This is a genomic window from Streptosporangium sp. NPDC050855 (assembly GCF_044456585.1).
GTDB classification, from domain to species: Bacteria; Actinomycetota; Actinomycetes; order Streptosporangiales; family Streptosporangiaceae; genus Streptosporangium; species Streptosporangium longisporum.
Window position 1 is genome coordinate 13,511 of sequence record NZ_JBITFY010000004.1, and the last position, 21,942, is coordinate 35,452.

The 21,942-nt window shown below is 71.9% G+C and carries 20 protein-coding genes; 11 read left to right on the forward strand and 9 right to left on the reverse strand.

The genetic code is table 11. The features are described 5' to 3' along the window. The first annotated feature begins 32 nt into the window (after window positions 1–32). The 4 genes from ACIBCT_RS10830 (at window position 33) to ACIBCT_RS10845 (ending at window position 3,906) form a co-directional block, all read left to right on the forward strand. Window positions 33–1,193: a LacI family DNA-binding transcriptional regulator gene (locus ACIBCT_RS10830; protein WP_399187190.1), complete on the forward strand. Its 1,161-nt coding sequence runs from the start codon at window positions 33–35 to the stop codon at window positions 1,191–1,193. A gap of 394 nt (window positions 1,194–1,587) precedes the next feature. Then, on the forward strand, window positions 1,588–2,445 hold the full coding sequence (locus ACIBCT_RS10835) for a TIGR03619 family F420-dependent LLM class oxidoreductase (RefSeq protein WP_399187191.1): 858 nt from the start codon (window positions 1,588–1,590) through the stop codon (window positions 2,443–2,445). A 169-nt stretch (window positions 2,446–2,614) separates the two neighbouring features. Further along, the gene (locus tag ACIBCT_RS10840) at window positions 2,615–3,115 is read left to right on the forward strand and encodes a SigE family RNA polymerase sigma factor (protein ID WP_399187192.1); all 501 of its coding nucleotides are present in this window, start codon (window positions 2,615–2,617) and stop codon (window positions 3,113–3,115) included. Further along, a complete protein-coding gene (locus ACIBCT_RS10845) occupies window positions 3,112–3,906 on the forward strand; it encodes a hypothetical protein (protein ID WP_399187193.1) in 795 nt (264 codons plus the stop codon). Before ACIBCT_RS10840 ends, ACIBCT_RS10845 begins: the two co-directional genes overlap by 4 nt. 317 nt (window positions 3,907–4,223) lie before the next feature. Here ACIBCT_RS10845 and ACIBCT_RS10850 read toward each other — a convergent pair whose 3' ends face one another. Continuing rightward, the gene (locus ACIBCT_RS10850; protein ID WP_399187194.1) at window positions 4,224–4,439 is read right to left on the reverse strand and encodes a DUF397 domain-containing protein; all 216 of its coding nucleotides are present in this window, start codon (window positions 4,437–4,439) and stop codon (window positions 4,224–4,226) included. A 15-nt stretch (window positions 4,440–4,454) separates the two neighbouring features. Next, window positions 4,455–5,315, reverse strand: a complete 861-nt coding sequence (locus tag ACIBCT_RS10855) for a helix-turn-helix domain-containing protein (protein WP_399187195.1) — start codon at window positions 5,313–5,315, stop codon at window positions 4,455–4,457. Between the two features lie 200 nt (window positions 5,316–5,515). Between ACIBCT_RS10855 and ACIBCT_RS10860 the strand changes: the two genes are divergently transcribed. Further along, entirely contained in the window at window positions 5,516–5,824 is a 309-nt protein-coding gene (locus tag ACIBCT_RS10860) for a hypothetical protein (protein ID WP_399187196.1), read from the forward strand. A gap of 5 nt (window positions 5,825–5,829) precedes the next feature. Beyond that, entirely contained in the window at window positions 5,830–6,246 is a 417-nt protein-coding gene (locus ACIBCT_RS10865; protein WP_399187758.1) for an ATP-binding protein, read from the forward strand. Here ACIBCT_RS10865 and ACIBCT_RS10870 read toward each other — a convergent pair. After that, window positions 6,239–7,078, reverse strand: coding sequence for a hypothetical protein (locus ACIBCT_RS10870; protein ID WP_399187197.1), 840 nt, complete (start codon window positions 7,076–7,078; stop codon window positions 6,239–6,241). The genes ACIBCT_RS10865 and ACIBCT_RS10870 overlap by 8 nt on opposite strands. A gap of 66 nt (window positions 7,079–7,144) precedes the next feature. Beyond that, window positions 7,145–7,666: a hypothetical protein gene (locus ACIBCT_RS10875; protein WP_399187198.1), complete on the reverse strand. Its 522-nt coding sequence runs from the start codon at window positions 7,664–7,666 to the stop codon at window positions 7,145–7,147. Window positions 7,667–7,885: 219 nt separating this feature from the next. Here ACIBCT_RS10875 and ACIBCT_RS10880 point away from each other — a divergent pair, with 219 nt between their 5' ends. Together ACIBCT_RS10880 and ACIBCT_RS10885 are read left to right on the forward strand one after the other, a co-directional pair. Beyond that, window positions 7,886–8,776 carry an NAD(P)-dependent oxidoreductase gene (locus ACIBCT_RS10880; RefSeq protein ID WP_399187199.1) on the forward strand — a complete coding sequence of 297 codons (891 nt, stop codon included), beginning with the start codon at window positions 7,886–7,888 and terminating at the stop codon, window positions 8,774–8,776. A gap of 102 nt (window positions 8,777–8,878) precedes the next feature. Continuing rightward, a complete protein-coding gene (locus ACIBCT_RS10885) occupies window positions 8,879–9,682 on the forward strand; it encodes an inositol monophosphatase family protein (RefSeq protein WP_399187200.1) in 804 nt (267 codons plus the stop codon). Window positions 9,683–9,821: 139 nt separating this feature from the next. Here ACIBCT_RS10885 and ACIBCT_RS10890 read toward each other — a convergent pair whose 3' ends face one another. The 3 genes from ACIBCT_RS10890 to ACIBCT_RS10900 form a co-directional block, all read right to left on the reverse strand. After that, a complete protein-coding gene (locus ACIBCT_RS10890) occupies window positions 9,822–10,352 on the reverse strand; it encodes a class I SAM-dependent methyltransferase (RefSeq protein WP_399187201.1) in 531 nt (176 codons plus the stop codon). Between the two features lie 133 nt (window positions 10,353–10,485). Beyond that, the gene (locus tag ACIBCT_RS10895; protein ID WP_399187202.1) at window positions 10,486–11,556 is read right to left on the reverse strand and encodes a hypothetical protein; all 1,071 of its coding nucleotides are present in this window, start codon (window positions 11,554–11,556) and stop codon (window positions 10,486–10,488) included. 211 nt (window positions 11,557–11,767) lie between these two features. Next, window positions 11,768–12,433, reverse strand: a complete 666-nt coding sequence (locus tag ACIBCT_RS10900) for an ATP-binding protein (RefSeq protein ID WP_399187203.1) — start codon at window positions 12,431–12,433, stop codon at window positions 11,768–11,770. 321 nt (window positions 12,434–12,754) lie between these two features. Here ACIBCT_RS10900 and ACIBCT_RS10905 point away from each other — a divergent pair, with 321 nt between their 5' ends. After that, a complete protein-coding gene (locus ACIBCT_RS10905; protein WP_399187204.1) occupies window positions 12,755–14,365 on the forward strand; it encodes a hypothetical protein in 1,611 nt (536 codons plus the stop codon). Window positions 14,366–14,420: 55 nt separating this feature from the next. Here ACIBCT_RS10905 and ACIBCT_RS10910 read toward each other — a convergent pair whose 3' ends face one another. Both ACIBCT_RS10910 and ACIBCT_RS10915 read right to left on the reverse strand, forming a co-directional pair. Further along, window positions 14,421–15,017 carry a GNAT family N-acetyltransferase gene (locus tag ACIBCT_RS10910; RefSeq protein ID WP_399187205.1) on the reverse strand — a complete coding sequence of 199 codons (597 nt, stop codon included), beginning with the start codon at window positions 15,015–15,017 and terminating at the stop codon, window positions 14,421–14,423. A gap of 86 nt (window positions 15,018–15,103) precedes the next feature. Further along, window positions 15,104–17,038: an ABC1 kinase family protein gene (locus ACIBCT_RS10915; protein ID WP_399187206.1), complete on the reverse strand. Its 1,935-nt coding sequence runs from the start codon at window positions 17,036–17,038 to the stop codon at window positions 15,104–15,106. Between the two features lie 768 nt (window positions 17,039–17,806). Between ACIBCT_RS10915 and ACIBCT_RS10920 the strand changes: the two genes are divergently transcribed. Beyond that, on the forward strand, window positions 17,807–18,682 hold the full coding sequence (locus ACIBCT_RS10920; protein WP_399187207.1) for a hypothetical protein: 876 nt from the start codon (window positions 17,807–17,809) through the stop codon (window positions 18,680–18,682). Between the two features lie 312 nt (window positions 18,683–18,994). After that, complete coding sequence (locus tag ACIBCT_RS10925; RefSeq protein ID WP_399187208.1) at window positions 18,995–21,877, forward strand: PEP/pyruvate-binding domain-containing protein; 2,883 nt, start codon at window positions 18,995–18,997, stop codon at window positions 21,875–21,877. The last annotated feature ends 65 nt before the right edge of the window (window positions 21,878–21,942 follow it).

Genomic DNA, 21,942 nt, shown 5'->3' on the forward strand with positions numbered 1-21,942 from the left:
TCTGTGTATCGATACACAGCTATCCTCTGACCATGAGCGGACGGACGGCCAGGCGCAGGGTGACCATGGCCGAGGTGGCCCGCGCGGCCGGGGTGTCCGTGATGACCGTCTCGTATGCGTACGGACAGCCCGGGAGGGTCTCCGACGAGGCGCGGGCCAGGGTCCGCGAGGCGGCCGAGCGCCTCGGCTACCCGGGGCCGCACCCCGGTGCCCGTTCGCTGCGCAGCGGGCGTACCGGCAACCTGGGCGTGGTGCTCGGCGAGCACCTCACCTACGCCTTCAACGACCCGCAGGCCACCCGCTTCATGTCCGGTGTCGCCCAGGTCTGCGCCGACCACGGCATGGCGCTGACGCTGGTCCCCGTCACCGGCGGCCCCGCCGACGTCGACCGGGTCACCGAGGCGGCCGTCGACGCCTTCGTGGTCTGGACGACGGCCGACGACGACCCGGTCGTCGACGCCATCGTCGCCACCGGCCTGCCCGCGGTGATCCACGGCGGACCGCGCCGCGAGGGCCTCTCCTTCGTCGCCGCCGACGACCGGGCCGCCGCCACCGCCGTCGGCCGCGAGGTCTTCGCCGGGGCCCGCCGTCCGGGAGTGCTGAGCTTCCCGCTCGACCGCGCCCGCGTCTCCCGCCTCGGCTTCGGCGCCTCCCCCGCGCGCATCTCAGGGGAGGCCGCGTCCTCCCCTGCCTCCGCCGGCTTCGGCGGTGCCGCACCCTCTGAGACCGGCCCCTTGCCGGAGGGAATCGACCCGGACGCCTCGACCTTCCGGGTCACCCGCCAGCGCCTGCGCGGCTACCGTGACGCCTGGACCGGGACGGGCGGCGACTGGTCGCGGGTCCGCGTGGCCGTCTGCTCCACCAACAGCGCGTCCGAGGCCGAGGCGCTCGCGGCCGAGCTGCTCACCGGCCCGCACGCCTGCGACGCCATCGCCGCGATGGGCGACGAACTGGCCCTCGGCGTCCTGCGCGCCGCCTCCCGACTGGGCCTGACCGTCCCCGGCGACTTCACGCTCAGCGGCTGGGACGACTCCGCCGCCGCCGCACCCGCCGGGCTCACCACGATCGCCCAGTCCCTGCGCGACCAGGGCGTCCGCTGTGCCCGTACCGCCCTCGGCGTCCTCTCCCCCGCCGACCGCGACAGTGAGGTCCCCTGGACCCTCATCAGGCGCGAGTCCACCCGCAGGCCCTGAGGACCTCGCCCCTCCGTCCGGCCCGCGTTCCCTCGCCCCGCTCCGGGGGACGTGCACGCCGCGTTCCCTCGCCCCCGGCGCCGTGGCCGGACCTGGCGCCCTTCCGCGGTCACGGCCGGTCGGGGGTTGCCTTGACGCCGGTGACAGGGTTCTAACGTGGCCACGACGACCGGCCGCCGGCAGAGGCCGTCGACGGACGACGGGACCGGGTGAGCCTTCATGGCGTCCCCTGCGGCACCGGGTCTCCGTGACATCGGGGCTCGGTGGACCGGGGCTCCGCGGCACCGGGGCTCGGGCCTTCCCGGCGCCGGGGCCGCGGCACCGGGCTCCGTGACACCGGCCGTACGAGCCGGTGACCGGCCGTTCATCGCGTCGGCCGACCCGAGGAGTGACGGTGAAGTTCGGAATCAGCTACAGCACGCCCTGCCACGGCATCGATCCCGACGGGATCGTGGCCTACGCCCGGCACGCCGAGGACTGCGGCTTCGAGTCGCTGTACGTGCCCGAGCACATCGCGCTCTATCCCGGTGCGATGATCGGCAGTTTCGAGCTCCCGCCGACGCTGCCGTACCTCGATCCGCTCGACTGCCTGAGCTTCGTCGCCGCGGCCACGCGTCGCATCCTCCTCGGGACGGGCGTGCTGCTGCTGCCGTACCACCACCCGGTGGTCCTCGCCAAGCGCCTGGCGACCGTCGACGTGCTGTCCAGGGGGCGGATGCGGCTGCTGACCGTGGGGCTCGGTTCCCTACCCGGCGAGGCGCGGGCGGTGGGGGTCGACTTCGCCACCCGCGGCCGTCGCGCCGACGAGGCGATCGACGTGATGCGGCTGCTGTGGGCCGGTGGTGAGGAGGGCGTCGGCTTCGACGGGCGGTTCTTCGCCTTCGACGACCTGTGCCAGTTCCCCAAGCCTCACGGGACCCTCCATCTGCCGATCCACATCGGCGGATCGAGCCGGGCCGCCGCACGCCGTGCCGGGCTGCGCGGTGACGGCTACTTCCCCGGCGGCGCGCTCGGCCCGGACGAACGCGCCGCCCAGATGGACACCGCCCGGTCCGCCGCCGTCGAGGCCGGTCGCGACCCGCAGGCGCTGGAGTACACGCGGTCGGGATCGATCGACATGACCGCCGACCAGGTCGAGGCGCTGGCGGCGCAGGGGGTGACCCGCATCGTGGTGAGCGCCACCGCCACCGAACCGGACCGGCAACGCGAGGAGATGACCGCCTTCGCCGAGCGGTTCGCCCTCCTCGGATAGGGCCTGTTCCAGAGGCCGGCCGGGATCGGTCGGATCCCCGCCCGCGCAGGGATCACCTCGCCGGGAGCGGCTCAGAGATCAACCCGCGAAACGGTCCTGGTGTCCTGTCACCCAAGCCACCCACCTACGGCGTAGTCCCCGATGAGAGCGGTTCACGCGAAAGGACGGGATGGTGGATGGGTTCACCGAATACGCCGGGCACAGCCATGAGCGATTGTGCCGCACGGCGTACCTGCTCACCCGGAACTGGGCGACGGCGGAGGACCTGGTGCAGACCGCACTGGTCAAGGCGTGGACGGTGTGGCGCAGGATCGAAGGCGACCCCGATCGGTACGTGTACCGGATCATCGTGAACACGCACGCCTCCTGGTGGCGACGGCGCTGGCGGGGTGAGGTGCCCACGGAAGTGGTGCCGGAAGGCTCCGCGGGGCGGGACCTTGCCAAGACGGTGACCGACCGCGAGGCCCTGTGGGCGGCGACCGGCGCCCTGCCCGGGCAGCAGCGCGCGGTGGTCGTTCTGCACTACTTCGGTGACCTCACTCACCAGCAGGTGGCGGACGTTCTCGGATGCTCGCTCGGAACGGTGAAGAAGCAGCTCAGCCGGGCGTTGGCGCGGCTGAGGGTGGATTCGACCCTGCATGACCCGGATATGGAGGAAGCCGTCAGATGACCCGGTACACCGAGAACGATCTGCGGACGGTGTTCGCCGACCACAGCAAGGACGGCCCTGTGCCGCCGCCCCGCCTGGAGCTGATCGTACGGCGAGGGCGCCGGGCGCGGTTGCGCCGCAGAGCGGCGACCGGGGCGGTGCTGACGGGCGCCGCCGTAGCGGTTGTCGGCGTGGGCGGCTTCCTGCCGGACGTGAACAGGAATGTGAGCGGCCCGGCCTCCGGCCTCTCCTCCCGGGCGACGATCAGCGCCGAACCGTCTGTGACGATCACGGGAATGAGGGGGGAGACGCTGGCGCTGATCCACTCCGAGACTCATCGGACCATGGGCGCACCGGTGACGGTGGTCTATCGTCCGACCAGCGTCAACACCGGTTACTCCATCCGGTGCACCGACCCGAAGGTGTGGGTGTTGACGCAGCAGGTGAGAACGGGGGAGGCCAGTCTCGGCCGCTGCAACGGATCGGGAGACGGTCCCGACTCCCAGCACGACGAGTTGTCGGTCGCGCCGAGATGGCTCGACGAGCCGCAGAATCTGAAGATCTGGGTGTTCCCGGCTGACGCGCCGATCGCCGAGGGAACTTGGAAAACCGACGGCACTCCCAATCCCGACTACCCGATATACGATCCGTACGCCCCCTGCAAGAAGGTCAACCGCAAGCTGGGCCTCTGTGACGGCAAGTTCATTCAGGACGTGGTCCACATCAAGCCGGAGCGGCTCGCGGCCGTGGTCAAGCGCCGGCAGGGCGAACCATGGACGGTCAAGGTCTACGACAGGCCCGCCGGTTCCTGAATCCGGGCCGATCGGCGAGGGAGTCACCGGTCGGCCTTTCCGACGCGGCCGGGACCGTCCGGCCGCACCGCTCCCCCCGCGGAAGCCAGCTTCCGGAACAGGCCGCGAACATACCGGCCGTTTCCCGGAGGAGCCCATTTGTTCCCTCCCGGTCTCCGAACCGGTCTCATCGCGAGGTCACCCACGCCGGATTCGACTCAATCCGTGAAGCACGGTCCGCCCCGGGCTTTGGACCGGTCTCATTCCAGGAACGAAGCGATCAAGCGACGCAAGACGGAAGTACTCTCCCGGTCTGCAGGGCGGTCGTATCGGCGGGATCAGATTGCCGGATCGTCGAATTCGCCGCTCTTGATGCTGCCGATGAAGGCACGCCACCCGGCAGACGTGAAGATCAGAGCGGGACCGCTTCGATCCTTGCTGTCACGGACGCCGAAACGGCTCGCGTTCAGCGAGGCGACCTCGACACAGTCGGGACCGTTTCCACTGAGGGAGCTCTTCCGCCACACGAACTGGGACAGGTCTTGCGCAGACATTTCATATCCCCTTCATCATGATCGGCCAAGCCGAGCAACCGTCTTCGTGATGAAACGCCGAGAGTCATCGGGGCTCAAGGCCTTGGCGCGCAAGTGATCGAACGCCACCGTATAACGGTAAACGTCCGCTTCGCTCTCTACATATAGGTTGCCTCCAAGGTTCTCCACGAAGACCACCTCGGGATCAGCAGGACTGGGGAACTTCAGGATGTGGAAAGCACCCCCTGTGGCCGTATGGGCTCCAACGGCAAACGGGAGCACTTGCACGGTGATGTTAGGTAGGTCCATCAGCTCAAGGACGCGCTTGAGCTGAGATCGCATCACAGACGAACTCTCGATGACACGACGGAGAGCGGCCTCGTCCAAGACGGTCCAGAAGCACAGGGGATCGTCGCGGAAGAGAAGCGCTTGGCGTGCCATACGAACTTCAACACGACGTTCGATCTCGCCGGGAGGCGACATGACCAAGGCTGCGCGGATGACAGCACGCGCGTAGTCCTCGGTTTGGAGAAGGCCGGGCACAAGGGTCGCTGCGAAGCCGCGCATCGAGGCGGTCTCGGCCTCCAATCCTATGTAGGTGGCGTACTCGGTAGGGAGATCGGCGTACGCCTGCCACCAGCCCTTTTTCCGGGAGTCTCGCGCCAGGTCGATCAGTTCCTCTCGTTTGGAGGCGTCGATCTCGTATAGATCGAGAAGGCACCCGACATCCTTGAGGGTGACACCTACTCGGCACGTCTCGATCCGCGAGACCTTGGTAGCCGACCAGGCAAGTCGCTCAGCGACTTCCTCCAGGGTCAGCTGAGCCCGGTCGCGCAGGCGGCGTAGCTCAAAGGCGAGGCGACGCCTACGTACCGTCGGACTTCCCGTTTTCCTCATGTCCCCCCCATCGGATCGGTGCCAACAGTAACCGACCACGAACGGAGAGTGGCCGCGCTTTTCGAAACGCAATTTGCGTTTTCAGTGGCGCTCCCGGTTGCGACGATGCATGCTCTGTGCGTGCGAGCCGTCACCCTGTGTGGAGAGAAGGCTCCGGTAAGTGCCCATAGGGGACAAATACGTGAAGGGCGGATGATCAGATGAGGGTGCGTGATCTTCGGGGGTGTGGGGGGCACCTGGTGGAGCTGGCCTGGGAGTTGAACGAGCTGGGGGTCGACTCCGTGGTGCGGCTTTCTCCCGACGGACCCGCGAGTATGGAGATCTTCCTGCCGGCCGGACGGCGAGGGTCCGCATCCGGGAAGCGCGGTCGCGACTCGGTGGTCGCCGGGGAGCGGAGGCGCGAGCGGGACGCCCGGATCGGAGCGGGAGAGGCGCGCGAGCAGGACGTCTGGATCGGGGCGGGAGAGGCGCGCGAGCGGGGCGAGCGGGTCGCGGGGGTGACGCAGTGAGGGAGATGGGCCTGCTGGGGCAGGTCGAGGTGCCCGCGCGGGTGACGGCCGTACCGCGCGCCAGGGGTTATGTCCGCGACCTGCTGAAGGCCGTAGGTCACCCGCACACCGACGACGCGCTGCTGCTCGTCACCGAACTCGTCACCAACGCCGTCCGTCACTCCGACTCCGGCCGGTGCCCCGACGGCCGGGTCACGATCGCCGTCGCCGGCCATGATGGAACGCTCCACATCGACGTCGTCGACGCCGGATCGGCCGGATGTCGGCCTCGTCTGTGCGCGGACGTGAGCCCCGAGAGCGGTGGAGGGCGCGGGCTCTGGCTGGTGCAGGAGCTGTCCTCGGCCTGGGGGTGGTACGAGATGCCGGCCGGACGCGTGGTCTGGTTCCAGCTCGGCGGACGGCGACGATCGGCCGTTACCTGATCTCGCCGAGGTCGAAGGCGACGTCGGCGAGAGTGATCGTTCGCACCTTCGGGTCGTCGAGGAGCGGGAGCAGATCCGGGAGTTTCCAACGGTCGACGACGAGCCCGTACACGACGCCCTGCTCGGCCACCCCGGCCAGCCACCAGTCGTACAGATCGAACTCGCTGAGGTCGTCGTTCTCGTCGAGCAGCCCGACCCACCTGCGGAACGCCGCCAGTGCGATCTGGGGCTCGGTTTCGCACTGGTACTGGGGAGGGATCACGGTGTGCTCCTCGGACAGGTCGCGGTTCCAGACGACCTCGCTTGTCTCAGGGTCGTCGCTGGAGTCGTCGTAGTAGCCCAGGGAGTACACGTAGGAGATGTCCGCCCCTCCGCAGAGTTCGTGGCGCCGGTTGAAGGCGATGAGCTGTTCGGTGGTCATCGCGTGCGTGAAATCCACGACCGCGAGGGCGTCGAGCGTTTGGGGAAGCTTTCTAATGATCTTCCGCGCCTCCTCCTTGGTCTTCCGATTCCGCTCTGCGATCTCCCGGTCCTGCTCCGCGACCGTCTGGGCCTCATCCACCGATTTCGCGTCGATGTCGGAGATCCAGTCCAGCGAGTTGATTCCCTCGGTAACGCGGGACCCGTTCGGCCATGTGTCCAGACGCCGTTCCGGGTTCGCGATACGGGCGGCCGTGGCGCGTACCCGGGCCGCCCGCTCCTCGCCGAAGTCGACGAACACCCGCAGAAGCCCCTCGGCCATGTGCAGGGCCATGAACAGCGCCGCGCTGACGGCCAGGACCTTGACGAGGGACCTGCTCACGTACGCCCAGTCGGGTTCCCTGACGTCCACGGCCGCACGCTCCTGCGATCTGGATTCGAATGTCGCCCGGAACGGGCGGGACGGTGGTCCGGGAGGTCAGCTCACGCAGTCCTGGGTCTTGAGCCCGAGGCCGAACTCCCGGAGCCTGTCCCGCCCGTCGACGCCGAAGTAGTAGTACGCCTTGGGGTTGCCGGGCACGGCGGCGTAGTAGCCGTTCAGTCTTCCCTTGGCGTTCGGGTAGGCCTTCTTGATCTGGCGCAGGGTGGAGCCCAGGCCGATGCCCCTGGGCGTGCGCACCCCGGCCGACGCGAAGATGACCGCGACGCCGCGCTTCCTGGAGATGAAGACCCCTCCCGTGTCGCGGGTGCCCCGGTGGGCCTTGTAGGTCCAGCGGGAACAGTGGCCCCGCTCCTTGAGCACGACCTTGCCGGTGGCCTTGGCCTGCGCGGCGGTCATCCCCAGCCTGACGCCGCCGTAGCCGTACGGGCCGAAGGTGCCCGGCGCGGTCGCGGCCGTGGTCGCGGGGGCCTGCGCGGCGGCGACGGCTCCCGTCGGGATCGCCGTCACCAGTGCCGCGCTCACGGCCAGAGCCGCCACCGTCGGTCGGATCACCTGCATGCCATTGCCCCGTTCCTGAAAACAGTCGATGAGATCGCTTTTATGACGCCGCCCACCGGAGGAAAGTTCACGGCCGGAACCGGAATGTGATCACCGGTCGGGCGGAGGATGCCACACCGGGTCGCGTCACGGACCCGGGCGTACGATCTCGGCTTGACCTCAACCTTGGTCGAGTTCCTAGCGTGATCCGTGATCGGTACGGCACACGAGAGGACGACCATGACCAACGTGGAGAAGAGCGACGACCGGCCCGCGGTGACCGTGATCGGCACGGGCGAGATGGGTTCCGCGATCGCGGACGCGTTCCTGAGGGGCGGGTACCCGACCACGGTGTGGAACCGCACGGCGGGCAGGACCGACGCCCTGGTCTCCAGGGGGGCGCGACGGGCCGCGACCGTCCACGACGCGGTCACCGCGGGGCCGCTCGTGATGATCAGCGTCAAGGGCAACGACGCCGCCCGCCGGATCCTGGAACCGGCCGGGGACGCCCTGGCCGGGCGTACCGTGGTCAACCTGACCGACGGCACGTCCGGCGAGGTCAGGGAGGTGGCCGCGTGGGCCGCCGACCGCGGGGCGCGGTACCTGCACGGGCAGATCATGACGATCGCCCCGGGTGTCGGGCACCCCGAGGCCGCGGTGTTCTACGGGGGCGACGAGGCGGCGTACGAGCTGTACCGTCCGGCGCTCGGGCTCCTCGGCGGTCGCGGCACCCTGGTCTCGGCCGACGCGGGGGTGCCCGCCCTGTACGGGATGGCCGTGCACGGCACCATGTGGGGGATGCTCAACGGGTTCCTGCACGCGGCGGCGCTGTTGTCGAGCGAGGGCATCGAGGTGAGGCGGTTCCTGGAGCACGCCGGCGCCTCCGTCTCCGCGCTGCCGTCGCTCCTGCCGTCGATCGCCGACGAGGTCGACCGGAGGGAGCACGCGGCCGAGTACGGGGCGCTGCGGCACCACCTGCCGTCGGTCGAGGACCTGGTCGGGGAGAGCCGGGCGCGTGGCATCGACGACGAGCTCCCCGGCTACACCCTGGGCCTGGTGACCCGGGCCGTCGGCGAGGGTCACGCCGACGACGGCTACTCGCGCCTGGTCGACCATTTCGGGAGGCGATGAGCCGCACGCTTCCGCGAACCACCAGAAAGTACGGGAGAGCAGAATCGGTGCGATCCACGCACAGGGGCGATCAGGCGACGAGCCCATGCATATCCTGTCCACATGACGATCACGGACAGGGATCTGGTCCTCGCGGCGGCACGGGCGGGAGCCGACGTCGTCGGGGCCATGTACGGCACGTCGCTGGAGCGCTTCGACAAGTCCGCGGTGGACTTCGCCACGGCCGCCGACCTCGCGGCGGAGAAGGCCATCCTCGACGTCATCCGCGCGGCCCGGCCGGACGACGCGGTGACGGGCGAGGAGAGCGGGCGTACCGGCTCGGCCGACGCGGAGCGCATGTGGCTGGTCGATCCCCTGTGCGGCACGCTGAACTACGCCGCGCACACCCCGCTGGTCTCGGTGAACGTCGCCCTGCGCGTGGGCCGGGACCTCACCGTGGCGGCCTCGGCCGACCCGTTCGCCGGCGAGGTGTTCTGGACGGACGGCGACCGCGCCCACGTCCGCCGCGACGGCGTGGACGAGGGCCTCACGCCCTCGGCCGGGTCGCGGCTGGTGGACCTCAACCTCGATCCCCCGTTCCCGAACGCGCCGGGCTTCCAGGCGGCCAGGCTGTTCACCGAACCCGCGTTCATGGAGCGCTTCGGGCCGCGCGTCGTCTCCACCACCCTGGCGATGGCCTGGGTGGCCGCCGGCCGGCATGCGGCGTTCGTCACCGACGGCCCCATGTGGGACAACGTGCACTTCGCGAGCGGGATCGCGTTGTGCCGGGCGGCCGGGTGCGTCATCACGGACGTCCACGGCGGGCCGCTGTACGACGGCCCGGGCGGGATGGTCGTGGCGGCCGACCGCGAGACGCACGCCGCGTTGCTCGACCTCGTCGCCGGTCGGTCCCCCGCGGACTCCTGAGCACGGGACCGCGCGGCCCCCCGACTCGACCCTCTGAGCACAGAACCGCACGACCCTCTGAGCACGGGACCGCGCGGGCCGAGGTGACGGGACGGACCGGGCGCGGCGCCCCGGCATCGTTCACGGCCGCTCACGGCCGTCAGGGGCGGGGGCGGCCCACGACGGAGACCAGCCCGGCCCCGGTGGAGGACCGGCCGGTCAGCGTGGTGACCTCGAAGCCGTGCTCCTCCACGACCGGTACCACCGTGTCGATGATCTCGCTCACCCGTTCCGGTACCGGGGGCTCCCAGAACAGGTGGAGGCTCCCGCCGGGCGCGAGCAGGCGGTGCAGGACCTCCAGTTCCCGGGCCGGGGATCGCGTCCAGAACAGGTTGACGTTGATCGAGAAGATCCTGTCGAAGGAGGCGTCGGCGAACGCGGCCTTCTCCAGCGCCGCCACCAGGAAGGTCGCCCTGCCGGCCGACACGTGCCCGGCGTTGTGCCGCCCGGCCGCCTCCACGGCCGCGGCCGACCGGTCGATCGCGGTGAGCGATCCCCGGGTGAGGCGGTCCAGGACGAGCCCGGCCGCGACACCGCGACCGCATCCGATCTCCAGGACGCGGTGGGACGGCACGAGGTCAAGCGTCCCCACCGCCCAGGAGAACCGTTCGGGAACCGATCTCTTCGCCACGATCACATGATGGCCGAACACCACCGGCCCCGGACCCACTCGAAGGAACCGGGCGCACGGCGTCGGTGCCGGGCCCCGGGTCACCTCCCGAACCGGGGGCCCGGGGTGACGGCGTCGACGTACGGGAAGGCGTTCACCGGCCGTCGAAGGCGGGGTATCCCGGCAGCGCGGGGGCGTCCCAGCTCCCGGCCACGTCCCGGAGCAGCAGCCGCATCGTCCCGGTGAAGGCCGGGAACTCCTCCAGGGTGCTCGCCATCTCCCAGCGGTGCCTCATCAGCTGCCGTACGGTCGGGGATCGCCGGGTCCTGCTCACCGGCTTGTCGTCCGCCAGGCGCGGGATCAGGTTGACGGTGAGGTTCACCGTCCAGAGCGCGATCGCCCGCCGGACCCCGGCCCGCCAGACCTCGTCCCCGGCCAGCTCCGGGTAGGCCCGGACGACCTCGGCGCGGTAGATCTCCTCGATCTCCTCCGCCACGCCCGGGGGCAGGGAGAAGACGCACCAGCAGCTGGAGAAGGGCATCCGGCAGTAGGCGGCCGTCAGGAAGACCGGCTGGAAGCACGCCGCCTCGAAGTCGAGCAGTCGCAGGCCGCCGGGGGTGATCAGGTTGTTGTCGGGGCAGGTGTCACCGGGCGTGAAGGCGAGGTGGCCGTCCGCGCCGGTCACCGCGAGCCGCGCCAGCTCGTCGGCCAGCTCGCGCGGCACGTCGAGGCCCATCCCGGCGAGCGCCGGGGGGAACTCGGCCGTGCGCCGCACGGCCCACGGCTCCTCGTCCCAGGAGGGCACGCCCCTGCCGTAGCGGGCCGACAGCTCGGCGAGGTCGGCTCGCCGGTGCACCGACTCGGCCGCCAGCCGTCCGAGGCCGCGCGCCCAGGCCGCCAGCCCGTCCAGGGCGGCCCGGGGGTCGTCGCCGAGCAGCACGTCCGCCAGCGTCGGCGCGGACCCGAGGTCCTCCATCACCAGCAGCGGGAGCGAGGGGTGCACGCCCAGCAGGCCGGGACCGCCCAGCCCCATCGAGAGCCCGGCCGCCTCCGCGGTGAAGCCGCGCAGCTCCTCGGGCCCCGAGCCGAACCTCTTGACGACCACGCTGCCGCCCGACGCCGTCCGGCAGCGCAGGACGACGCTGCGCGGGTTGCCCCCGAGGTCGACCGGGTCGGACAGCTCGGTCCCCAGCACCTCTCCGGCGGCGCGCAGGATCGCATCCATCCCGGCATTGTGCCACCCGGTCAGGCCGGTCCGGCGTGGCCGGGGAACCGCCCTCACCTTCGGCGGTTCCCCGGCGCGTCCGGACCCGTGCGCACCGGTCCGCGGCACACGTCCCGGCCGGCGGGCGTCCGGCTCGCGGACGTCCGGTTCGCGGGCGTCAGGCTCGCGTGAGTCCGTCCCGTACGGGTCCGGCTCGCGCGCGCGTCCCCGTTCAAGCGCGCGTCGTGCGGGCGTGGGAGTGGGCGTACGGCCATCGGGGCGGTGAGGCCGAACCGCTCCAGCCCGCAGGCAGGCCCCAGCGGGCGAAGACGACCTTCCCGCCCCCCGGCGCCGGAAGGTGCCCCCACTCGTCGCTGCACATGCCGACGAGGTACAGGCCCCGGCCGCTCTCGTCGTCCTCCCCCGCGTCGGCGGGCTCGGGCGTGCCGCCGCAGTCGTCCCACACCTCGGCGAACAGGTCCGTGGCGGTGAGCCGCAGCCGCAGCAGGATCGAGTACGCCCCGACGCCCGCGGCGGGCGGGAGGGAGCCCGGGGGAAGGGGTGAGGGCGGGCGGTCTGGCACGTCCCCGCCCTCGGGGAAGGACCGGGCGCCGGGAGGGAGCGCGCGGACGTGGCCGTGGGCGGCCTGCGTCAGGCGCGTGACCGTGATGGCGTTGGTGGTCATCTCCGAGACGACCAGGACGCAGGCGTCCGACATCTCCCCCAGCCCCCACCGGGCCAGCCGGGCGCGGGTGAACGCGCGGGCCCGGGCGACCGCGGCCGGCTGCGCCACCAGCCGTACCTCGCCCGCGCAGGTGGTCAGATGATCGGGGTCGTCCAGATCGGAATGAAACGGTGAGTACATCGGTCCCGGCCGTTCGACGGGGAGCACGCTCATGGATGGCTCCTGGGAAAGGACTGCGGAGATTCGGTCGCGCCCCCGGCGCAGGAAGGGACGCCCGCCCGAGCGGAGACCCCGCGGATCCGGCGGCTCGGGCGTTGTTCTCAACCCTGATGCACGGAGCGTGCTGGAAACAGGTGACGACGTCGCATCCGTTCGTCACTTTCCGGAGTCGAATCACTCTCGCACGTGACGATCTTGCAGGCATCGGCGATCCGGTCACCGATTTCTGTACTCGCCCGTCACGGAACGTGATCGGCAAGTAACGTTCTGCGCGAAGAATCGCCACCGGAGGACCCGCCGGGAGGGGCCGAGACGATGCCACGTGCACCGCGCAGCGTCAAGCAACAGATGGACGTCTTCAGCGCCGAGCTTCGCGAACGTGGCTGTACGTGGGCCGAGGTCGCAGCCGAGTTCCAGCGCCGTTGGCGCCTGAACTCCCGCCAGGGCTTCCGGGAGGCGCATCGACTGACACAAGCCAAGGTCTGCCATCTATGGAACGAATACTGGCCGAACGAGCCGCTGACGACCCGAAAGCTCGGGTCGTGGGAGGCATGGCCCGGCCCCACCGGCAACGAGCCGCCGATCGCCGGCCTCAACCGGCTGGCCCGCATCTACCAATGCCGCACCGCCGACCTGGTCGACGGTGAGGACCACCGCGATGCCGACGAGCACAACGTCCTGGCCACCCGGTTCCAGGGACGGCCGCTGGTGGCGGCCGGTGCCGCGGGCAGCCTGGGACCGGAGGACATCCGGGGAGTGCTGTCGGCCCTGCCCGACCTGGCCACCGGACCGGTGCCCGTCGGGACGTCGCGCGACGAGGAGTACGACGCGCTGGTACGGGCGCTCGCCCAGTGGGCGGCGAACATGAAACGGCGCGACGTGCTGGCCCTGATCAGGGCCGCGGCGTCCGCCGCCGCGGCCTCACCGCTGCTGGCCCGGCTCAACGAGGACGAGTTCGACCGGCTCGCCCTGGTGTCCTCCGAGCCGTCCCGGGTCGACACGGCGACCGTGGGCCACATCGACGCGGTGCTGCACCACTGCATGCGCCAGGAGGACGCGCTCGGTCCCCAGTCGGTGCTGGGCACCGTACTGGCCCAGCAGCACCTGGTGCGGTCGCTGATCCCGTCGGCGCCCAACGACGAGGTACGCGAGCGGCTGCTCACGCTGCTGGCGAACATCTGCCGGTTCACCGCCTGGGTGCTGTTCAACCTCAACGACTTCAACGGGGCCAACCACTACTACGACCAGGCCAAGGTGGCCGCCCACGCGGCCGACGACGACGCGATGAACAGCTTCGTGCTGGCCAACTGGTCACAGCTCGCGACCTGGCAGGGCGACCCCCGCCAGGGGGTGGAGCACGCGCTCGGGGCGCTGGCCTGGGGGCAGCGGGCCCGCAGCAGGCTGCTGGTGTCGTACGCGTGCGACGTGGGGGCCCGCGCCTACTCGGCGGTGCTGAGCCGCTCGCCGAGGACCGACCGGCGCAAGGACCACGCCCGGTGCATGACCAGCCTGGACCAGGCGCGCCGGGAGCTGGTGCACGCCGGTGACGGGGACGTGGCGAGCCACCTGCTCTACTTCTACGGGGACGGGCAGTACCTGTCGACGAAGACCAAGTGCCTGCTGAACATGGGGGACGCGCAGACCGCCGTCGAGGTGGCCGCCCGGTCCCTGGCCAAGATCGATCCGGCGTTCGTCCGGAACATGGCCTTCAGCCGGCTGGACCTGGCCCGCGGGCACCTGCAACTGCGCGCCATCGACGAGGCGTGCGAGCATATCGGCGAGGCGGCCCGCCTCACCTGCAAGAACACCTCGCCCCGGCTGGCCCGGTCGGTGGTGGAGGTCCGCGAGACGCTGAATCCGTGGGCGAGGACACGCCAGGTCGCCGACCTGGACGAGAAGCTGCACGCCTTCCAGCTCATCGCCTGACGGGCTCGTCACCGGCAGGCCCACCCGACACAGGCCCGTCACCTGACGGGACCGGTCACCTGACGGGGTCGGCGCCCGACGGGCCGGGCATCCTCTCCAGCACCAGCACGTCGAAGACCGGGGCGGGGATCGGCGGGTCCATCGTTCTGCGGGACACCTTGCGCCAGCCCCACCTGCGGTAGACGGCCTGCGTCCGCACGGCCGCGGGCTGCACCGTCAGGGTGGCCCGCTCGGCTCCGGATCCGCCGAGCAGCTCGTCGTGGATGCGGCGCCCGATCCCGGCGTTCCTGCTGCCGGGCAGCACCCCGTAGTCGATGACGGCGAACGTCCTGGTCCCGGTCTCGGTCGCGAACTCCTCGTCGACCGGGTCGGCCAGGTGGCTCCACCAGGCGGTGTCGGGGGGCAGCAGGTAGCCGTACCCGAACCCGATGAAGTCCGGCCCGGAACGGGCGGTGGTCAGCCGGAAGCCGGGCCGGTGGAGCAGCCGGGGAAGGTAGCGGCGCTGGTTGGCGAACTCCTCGGCGCTGCCGTTGAACGGGGGCAGCGAGAACACCGCCCGGTAGAGCTCACAGACAGTCCCGGTCAGGGCGCACGCCTCCGAGGGGCCGTGCGTCTCGATGACGATCTCCGTGGTGGGGGGTGTGCCGGTCATGATCGCCTCCTCGCCTCCGTCATCGCGGCCCTCCCCTGGAAGGTCTCCCTACCCGTGGACGGGTGGGGTAGCCGCGCCGGTTCCCCTCACCCGCTCCGGCGGAAGATGATCACCAGCACCCGCAGGGCCAGGATGGTGCTGACCAGCAGGAGGTTGTAGCCGATGAGCTGGTGAAGCCCGACCTGCGTGGTGACGCGCGGGCCGGTGTCCGACCCGAGCAGCAGCACGGACATCAGGCCCGTGGTGGCCGCCATCACGGTGAGCAGCACCTGGTGGAGCATCCCGGTGACGTGCCGCCGGTCGCGTTCGTCGGCGAACAGGCGCACGTTCAGGCCGAAGCGGCCGTGCTCGGCCGCGTCGGCGATCCGCTCGATCCGGCGGGGCAGGCGGCGCACCATGGGGAGCAGGCCCAGCGCCTCCTGCATGACGGCGTCCCGTACCCGCCGGGCGTCGGGGACCTCGGTGAGGTGGCGGACCGAGAACGCGCGCGCCTCGGTGACGATGTCGAAGCCGGGGGCCAGCCGGGCGAGGGTGCCCTCGATCGTCGCCAGCGCCCGGAACACCGCGGCCACCTCGGGCGGCAGGGACAGGCCGTGCGAGGAGACGATCCGGAAGAGCCGTCCGAACATCTGCGCGTCCGGGGAGGCGCCGGCGACCAGGTGCCGGGCCATGAACCGGCCGAGCTCGCGTTCCAGCTCCCGCTCGTCGATCTCGTCCGGCCGCGGCACCACCTCCAGCAGGGCGTCGCTCACCCCGAGCGGGTCCCCCCGGTCCATCGCGCCGAGCAGGCGCTGCAGCGAGTCCCGCAGCGACCCGTCGAGCCGTCCCACCGAGCCGAAGTCGAGCAGCGCCAGACGCCCGTCGGCCAGGAGCATGAGGTTGCCCGGGTGGGGGTCGGCGTGGAACACCCCGTGCAGCATGATCTGGCGCAGCAGCGTGTCGAGCAGGGTCCTGGCGAGGTCCTGCCCGGCCTGCCCGCCGGGCACGGCCGACCCCAGCGGGGTGCCGTCCAGCCACTCCATGACGAGCACCCGCCGCCCGGACACCCGCGGGTAGGGCACCGGCACGTGGACCGGTTCGCCCTCGGAGGCCGCCGCCACGGCGGCCATGTTGCCGGCCTCGATCCGGAAGTCGAGCTCCTCGCGCAGGGCGTCGGCGAACCCCCTGGACAGGTCGGCCACGCCGAAGGCGCGTCCCCACCGGGTGCGCCGCTCCAGCGAGCGGGCGAGGCGGTCGATGATGTCGAGGTCCTGCTCGACCACGGTGGTGATGCCCGGACGCTGGACCTTGACCACCACCTCCTCCCCGGTGCGCAGCCGCGCGCGGTAGACCTGCGCGATCGAGGCTGCGGCGAGCGGCTCGCGGTCGAAGTGGGCGAACGTCTCCTCCAGCGGCCCGCCCAGCTCGGCCGTCAGCACCGGTTCGATCTCCGCCCACGGGGCCGAGGCCGCGCCGTCCTGCAGCAGCCGCAGCTCCTCGACGAACTCCACCGGCAGCAGGTCGGCGCGGGTGGACATGATCTGTCCCAGCTTCACGAACGTGACCCCGCCGTCGTCGAGGGCCTCGCGCAGCGACCTGGCCAGCCGGGCCCGGCTGGAGGGCGCGCCGAGGTCGGGGTCCCTGCCGCGCAGGTACGGCCCGAGACCGTGCCGCATGAGGATGCGCGTGATGCGCAGGTAGCGGCGCGAGCGGGTCAGGTGGCGGCGCAGCCTCCCGGCCAGTTCCAGCGGCCCCGGCAGCGATCCGGACGGGATCAGGATCTCGGCGATGACCAGCGGTATCAGCCCGGCCAGCAGGGCGCAGACCACGGCGAGGATGAAGAACCAGATCGGCGTGATGCCGGGGTCGCCCGGGTCCACCGTCCTGGCGAACGCCCTCATGAGCGGCTCGGCGATCAGGAGCATGAACGTCCCGGCCAGCAGCATGCGGACGTTCCCGAACCGCAGGCCGAGCAGGCGCCGGGTGGCCACCGTGAACGCGGCCACCGTGAGCAGCACGCCTGCCGCGAGCGCCAGGGCCATTAAAAGATCCACATTTGTTCCGTTCGATCTGCCGTGTGTGCGTCGTTCCCACCGGGCGGGGGTCCCGTCGCGCCCTCGGTCCCCGGCGCGTTCCCGGCCGGGGCGCGTTCCCGGCCGGGCGCCGGTGTCCCCTGCCGCGTGCGCGGGGCGCGCGGGCCATCGGCCACGGGGCGTGGGGTACGGGACGCGGGGCCGACCGCGACCAGACTAGCCGGGCCTTTCACGACGAATACCGACAGTGGGGCGGGACGGCGAACCCCCATGCCCCCGCGGGCTCCCGGGCGTCGTCGTGAACTCCCGGGTGCCCCCGGACTCCCGGGCGTCCCCGCGGACGGCGGCGGCGGACGCCATGCCCCGCGGAGGTCCCGGGCCCCACACCGGAAGGAAACGGGAAGGACCGCCCGGCCGACCGCGGACCAAAAGGACGAGCCGGGCGGACAGGGCGCCATCCCGCTACACCGGAAATGCCTTCGGAAACAAATTGTCGCGGGCCGGAAGGAAAACATTCCGGCCCGCGCGGGCGATTTCCCGTACATCGGGAAAGGGGTTGATGAATTGCTGGGACGCCGAGCTCACCAAGGTTCGAACAGGTACAACGCGGCCCCGGTGACGGGGGATGGGAAATTTTCGTTTACCCTTTTAAAAACACGATCGCTCACCCGCCGAATGGATGGCTTATATATTTTTCGTGCCGTCAAGATCGCACCGCGGGTGGAAATGGCGACGAAGTCCTCCCGTGGCGCGCTGCTTTGATAAGGAGCATGCCGCATGTCATTGAAGAACCGTTTCACCCGGGTCACCTCCAGCTGCGCCGTCGCGGTCGCGGCCGTCCTGACCCTCGGCGCCTTCTCCCCGGTTCCGCCCATCGACCCGGACGGCGCGTACTCCCCGCAGGCGGGGATCTCCCGCCCCTCCTGGGACGGCGCCGCCCAGGCCGCCGCCCAGAACGCCCCTCAGAACACGCCCGAGGACACCGGCCTGGCCACCGACCGGGTCACCGGCCAGGTCGCCGCCCCCGCCGACCGTTCCGCCCGTTCCCCCCACCCGGCCCGCCCGGCGTGGAACGCCCCCCCGTGGGCCACGTCCGTCCGTCCGGCGTGGAGCCCCGACCTGCAGGCCGCGGTTCCGCCCCCGACGCCCAGGGTGCGTTCCCTGACGGCCGGGGAGATCCGGGCGAGGGGTCTCGACAGGTACATCGACATGTCGCGCCAGCGCCGGACCGCCCCCCGCGTCATCGACGCCTCGCGGGGCGCGTTCGCCGGGAGCGTCCCGACCCCCTCCAGGCGGCTCGCCGGCGGCGCGATCAGCGCCGGTCCTTCGGGCTGCTGGTACCTGACGACCACCTACGGCCCCCCCTCGATGCGCGGGGCGGCCCACCACACCTGGTGCGGTGACGGCGTCCGGGTCACGTACACCTCGGCGGGCTGCACCGGGAGCACGGGCGTTCCCACCTACCTGTACGAGGGATGCCAGACGATCGAGGCGTACGGGGTCGACTGGAACATCTGGGACGTCACGGACAGGTGGCGTTTCTGCACCTCCTACAACCCCTACGGCGGCACGTGCGGCTCGCGGATCCACCCGTGGCAGCAGAACCGCTACGGCGCGAACGGCCAGGTCTGGCTCCTGGCCTGGGGCGACTAGGGGAACGCCGCGGCACCGGACGGGACCCCTGGTCCCGCGGCCGCGGCACGCGTACCGGCACCGCCGGTGACGCGAGCAGGACGGGGGCGGCCATCGCGCGACCACCCGGGTTCCAGGAACCGGGCCGGCGCGGTGGCCGTCCGCCGTTGTGCCCGGCGCCCGGCGCCCAACTTCCAACTCCCGGCTCCCAGCCCCCGGCCCCGGCTCCCGGCCCTCGGAGGTTATTTCATCAGTTGTTGATTTATTCGTCATCGCGGCCTATCGTCGTCCCAGCCATGGCGCTCTTCGTCGAGGCCCCAAGGAGACGCACCGATGCCCACCCCACTGGTCCTGCGATTCGACGACCCGCGAGCCCGCTCGCTGTCCCTGGTCGGCGGGAAGGCCGCCAACCTCGGCGTGCTCACCGCCGCCGGTCTGCCCGTCCCGGTGGGCGTCTGCCTCACCACCGAGGCCTACCGCAGGGTGACCGAGCGGGCCGGTCTGGAGGACGTGCTCGGCGCGCTGGCCACCACGCCCGCCGGGGACGTCCCCGCCCTGAACGCGCTGGCCTCCCGGGCGCGTGAGCTCGTGCTCGCCGCCCCGGTCCCCGGCGACATCGCGGACGCCGTACGGGCGAGCGCGGACGGCCCGGTCGCGGTGCGCTCCTCGGCGACGGCGGAGGACCTGCCGCACGCCAGCTTCGCCGGCCAGCAGGACACCTACCTCAACGTGATCGGCGCCGACGCGGTGCTGGACGCGGTGCGGCGGTGCTGGGCCTCGCTGTGGACCGACCGGGCCGTCGCCTACCGGGCGGCGAACGACATCGACCACGGCTCGGTGCTGCTGGCGGTGATCGTCCAGGAGATGGTCCGGTCGCGGACGGCCGGGGTGATGTTCACCGCCAACCCGGTCACCGGGCGGCGGCGCGAGGCGGTGATCGACGCCGCTCCCGGGCTGGGCGAGGCCGTGGTCTCCGGCGCGGTCAACCCCGACCACTTCGTGGTCGACACCGCCACCGGACGGATCACCGAACGCCGCCTGGGCGACAAGCGGCTGGTCGTACGGCCGCTTGCGGGCGGCGGGGTCGAGCACGTGCCGGCCGGCCCCGGGGACACCGAACGCATCGGAGGCATCGGGGACACCGGGGACACCGGCTCGACCGCGGGCGCCTGCGTCACCGACGCGCAGCTGCGGGCGCTGGCGGCGCTCGGCGACCGGGTCGAACGGCACTACGGGGCACCGCAGGACACCGAGTGGGCGATCGACGCCGACGGTGTCCTGTGGCTGACCCAGGCGCGGCCCATCACCACGCTCCACCCGATCCCGCGGCACGCGGAGCCGCCCACGTGGACCACGACGGCGGGCGGGCCGGGCGAGCGGGACGAGCCGGACGAGCCGGGCGGCACGCGGGTCTACTTCTGCTTCAGCCTGGCCCAGGGCCTCTACCGGCCGATCACCCCCATGGGCATGTCGGCCTTCCGGCTGCTGTCGTCGTCGGTGTACCGGATGCTGGGGATCCCGGTGCCCGACGGCCCGGCCGGGGCTCCCGTCGTCGCGGAGGCGGGCGGGCGGCTGTTCTTCGACGTCACCGGCCCGGTACGCGGCCGGGTGGGGCGCGCGCTCTTCCCGCGGATCCTCGACGTGATGGAGGCCAGGTCCGCCCGGGTGCTGCGCGGGCTGTTCGACGATCCCCGGTTCGGCGTCACCCATACCTCGCCCCTGCCCGCGCTGCGGCGCGCGGCCCGGCTCGCGTCCCGCTTCCACATCCCGAGCCGCGCCGTACGGGCCCTGCTCGCCCCGGCCTCGGCGCACCGGGACGTGCGGACGGTGACCAGGCTGATCAGGAGCCGCCTGGCGGCGCCGGAGGGCGCCACCCCGCTGGAGCGCCTCGACCACGTCGAACAGGTGCTCGGCCACCGCGTCATGCCGCTGCTGCCGTCCGTCGCGCCTTCGGCGGCGGCCGGGTTCGTCATGCTCGGCCTGGCCGCCAAGGCGCTGGGCGACCGGGCGCGCCCCGGCGAGCTGCAGACCGTGCTGCGCGGCCTGCCGCACAACGTGACCACCGAGATGGACCTGGCGCTGTGGCGGCTGGCCACCCGCATCCGCCGGGACCCCGAGAGCACCGCCCTGCTGCTGGGCACCCCCGCGGCCGAGCTGGCCGGGCGCTTCGCCACCGGGTCGCTGCCCGACGTCGCGGGCGACGGCTTGGCGGAGTTCCTCTCGGTCTACGGCGGCAGGGCCGTCGCCGAGATCGACCTGGGACTGCCGCGCTGGTCGGAGGACCCGACGCACATCATCGGCGTCCTCACCAACTACCTGCGGCTGGAGGACCCGGCCCTGGCCCCCGACGTCGTGTTCGCCAGGGGGGCCGCCGAGGCCACCGCCATGATCAGGACGCTGGGCCGGCGCGCCGGGGGGCTTCGCGGGCGCCTCGTCCGCTTCGCCCTGGGCCGGGCCCGCGCGCTGGTGGGCCTGCGCGAGATGCCCAAGTACATCCTGGTGACCGCCCTGGCCGCCATGCGGGCCGAGCTGCTGGTCGTCGGGGCCGAGCTGGCCGCCCGGGGCGTGCTCGACGACGCCGACGACGTCTTCTTCCTGACCGTCCGCGAGGTCAGGGCGGCCCTGACCGGCCCGTCGCCGTCCGGGGAGGGCACGCCCGCGGCCCTGGTGGCGCGGCGGCGCGCGGAGGCCGCCCGCGAGCTGCGCCGCAGGCACGTTCCCCGGGTGCTGCTCTCGGACGGCACCGAGCCGGAGGCCGTCGCCGTACGGGCGCCGGTGGAGGGCGCGCTGACTGGCACCCCGGCGTCGGCGGGCACCGTCACCGGCGTCGCCCGGGTCGTCCTGGACCCGGTGGGCGCGCGCCTGGAGCCCGGGGAGATCCTGGTCTGCCCCTCCACCGATCCCGGCTGGACCCCGCTGTTCCTGACCGCGGGCGGCCTGGTGATGGAGATGGGCGGCGCCAACTCGCACGGCGCCGTGGTGGCCCGCGAGTACGGCATCCCGGCCGTCGTGGGGGTGAGCGGCGCTACCGAGCACATCGTCACCGGCCGGTCGGTCACCGTGGACGGCACCTCGGGCAGCGTCCTGACCACCCCGGGCACCGACGGGGACGCCGTCGCGACCTCCGTGACGGTGTCCGTCACGGACACCGTCACGGACACCGTCGCGGACACCGTCATCCCGGGGGCCGTCACCCCGGGAGGCGCCGGAGGCTGAGGGTCCTCGCCCGGAGATCGTGGTGGCCGCGATAATGCCCACGACGACGTGACCCATCGGCGACG

Excerpts from the sequence above, each read along its gene's own strand:
- ACIBCT_RS10905 (WP_399187204.1), top strand. The coding sequence starts at position 12,755 with ATGCCACGTGCACCGCGCAGCGTCAAGCAACAGATGGACGTCTTCAGC.
- ACIBCT_RS10920 (WP_399187207.1), top strand. The coding sequence starts at position 17,807 with ATGTCATTGAAGAACCGTTTCACCCGGGTCACCTCCAGCTGCGCCGTC.
- ACIBCT_RS10840 (WP_399187192.1), top strand. The coding sequence starts at position 2,615 with ATGGTGGATGGGTTCACCGAATACGCCGGGCACAGCCATGAGCGATTG.
- ACIBCT_RS10895 (WP_399187202.1), bottom strand. The coding sequence starts at position 11,556 with ATGGATGCGATCCTGCGCGCCGCCGGAGAGGTGCTGGGGACCGAGCTG.
- ACIBCT_RS10850 (WP_399187194.1), bottom strand. The coding sequence starts at position 4,439 with ATGTCTGCGCAAGACCTGTCCCAGTTCGTGTGGCGGAAGAGCTCCCTC.
- ACIBCT_RS10855 (WP_399187195.1), bottom strand. The coding sequence starts at position 5,315 with ATGAGGAAAACGGGAAGTCCGACGGTACGTAGGCGTCGCCTCGCCTTT.
- ACIBCT_RS10910 (WP_399187205.1), bottom strand. The coding sequence starts at position 15,017 with ATGACCGGCACACCCCCCACCACGGAGATCGTCATCGAGACGCACGGC.
- ACIBCT_RS10900 (WP_399187203.1), bottom strand. The coding sequence starts at position 12,433 with ATGAGCGTGCTCCCCGTCGAACGGCCGGGACCGATGTACTCACCGTTT.
- ACIBCT_RS10830 (WP_399187190.1), top strand. The coding sequence starts at position 33 with ATGAGCGGACGGACGGCCAGGCGCAGGGTGACCATGGCCGAGGTGGCC.
- ACIBCT_RS10845 (WP_399187193.1), top strand. The coding sequence starts at position 3,112 with ATGACCCGGTACACCGAGAACGATCTGCGGACGGTGTTCGCCGACCAC.
- ACIBCT_RS10925 (WP_399187208.1), top strand. The coding sequence starts at position 18,995 with ATGCCCACCCCACTGGTCCTGCGATTCGACGACCCGCGAGCCCGCTCG.
- ACIBCT_RS10865 (WP_399187758.1), top strand. The coding sequence starts at position 5,830 with ATGGGCCTGCTGGGGCAGGTCGAGGTGCCCGCGCGGGTGACGGCCGTA.
- ACIBCT_RS10875 (WP_399187198.1), bottom strand. The coding sequence starts at position 7,666 with ATGCAGGTGATCCGACCGACGGTGGCGGCTCTGGCCGTGAGCGCGGCA.
- ACIBCT_RS10885 (WP_399187200.1), top strand. The coding sequence starts at position 8,879 with ATGACGATCACGGACAGGGATCTGGTCCTCGCGGCGGCACGGGCGGGA.
- ACIBCT_RS10860 (WP_399187196.1), top strand. The coding sequence starts at position 5,516 with ATGAGGGTGCGTGATCTTCGGGGGTGTGGGGGGCACCTGGTGGAGCTG.
- ACIBCT_RS10915 (WP_399187206.1), bottom strand. The coding sequence starts at position 17,038 with ATGGCCCTGGCGCTCGCGGCAGGCGTGCTGCTCACGGTGGCCGCGTTC.
- ACIBCT_RS10880 (WP_399187199.1), top strand. The coding sequence starts at position 7,886 with ATGACCAACGTGGAGAAGAGCGACGACCGGCCCGCGGTGACCGTGATC.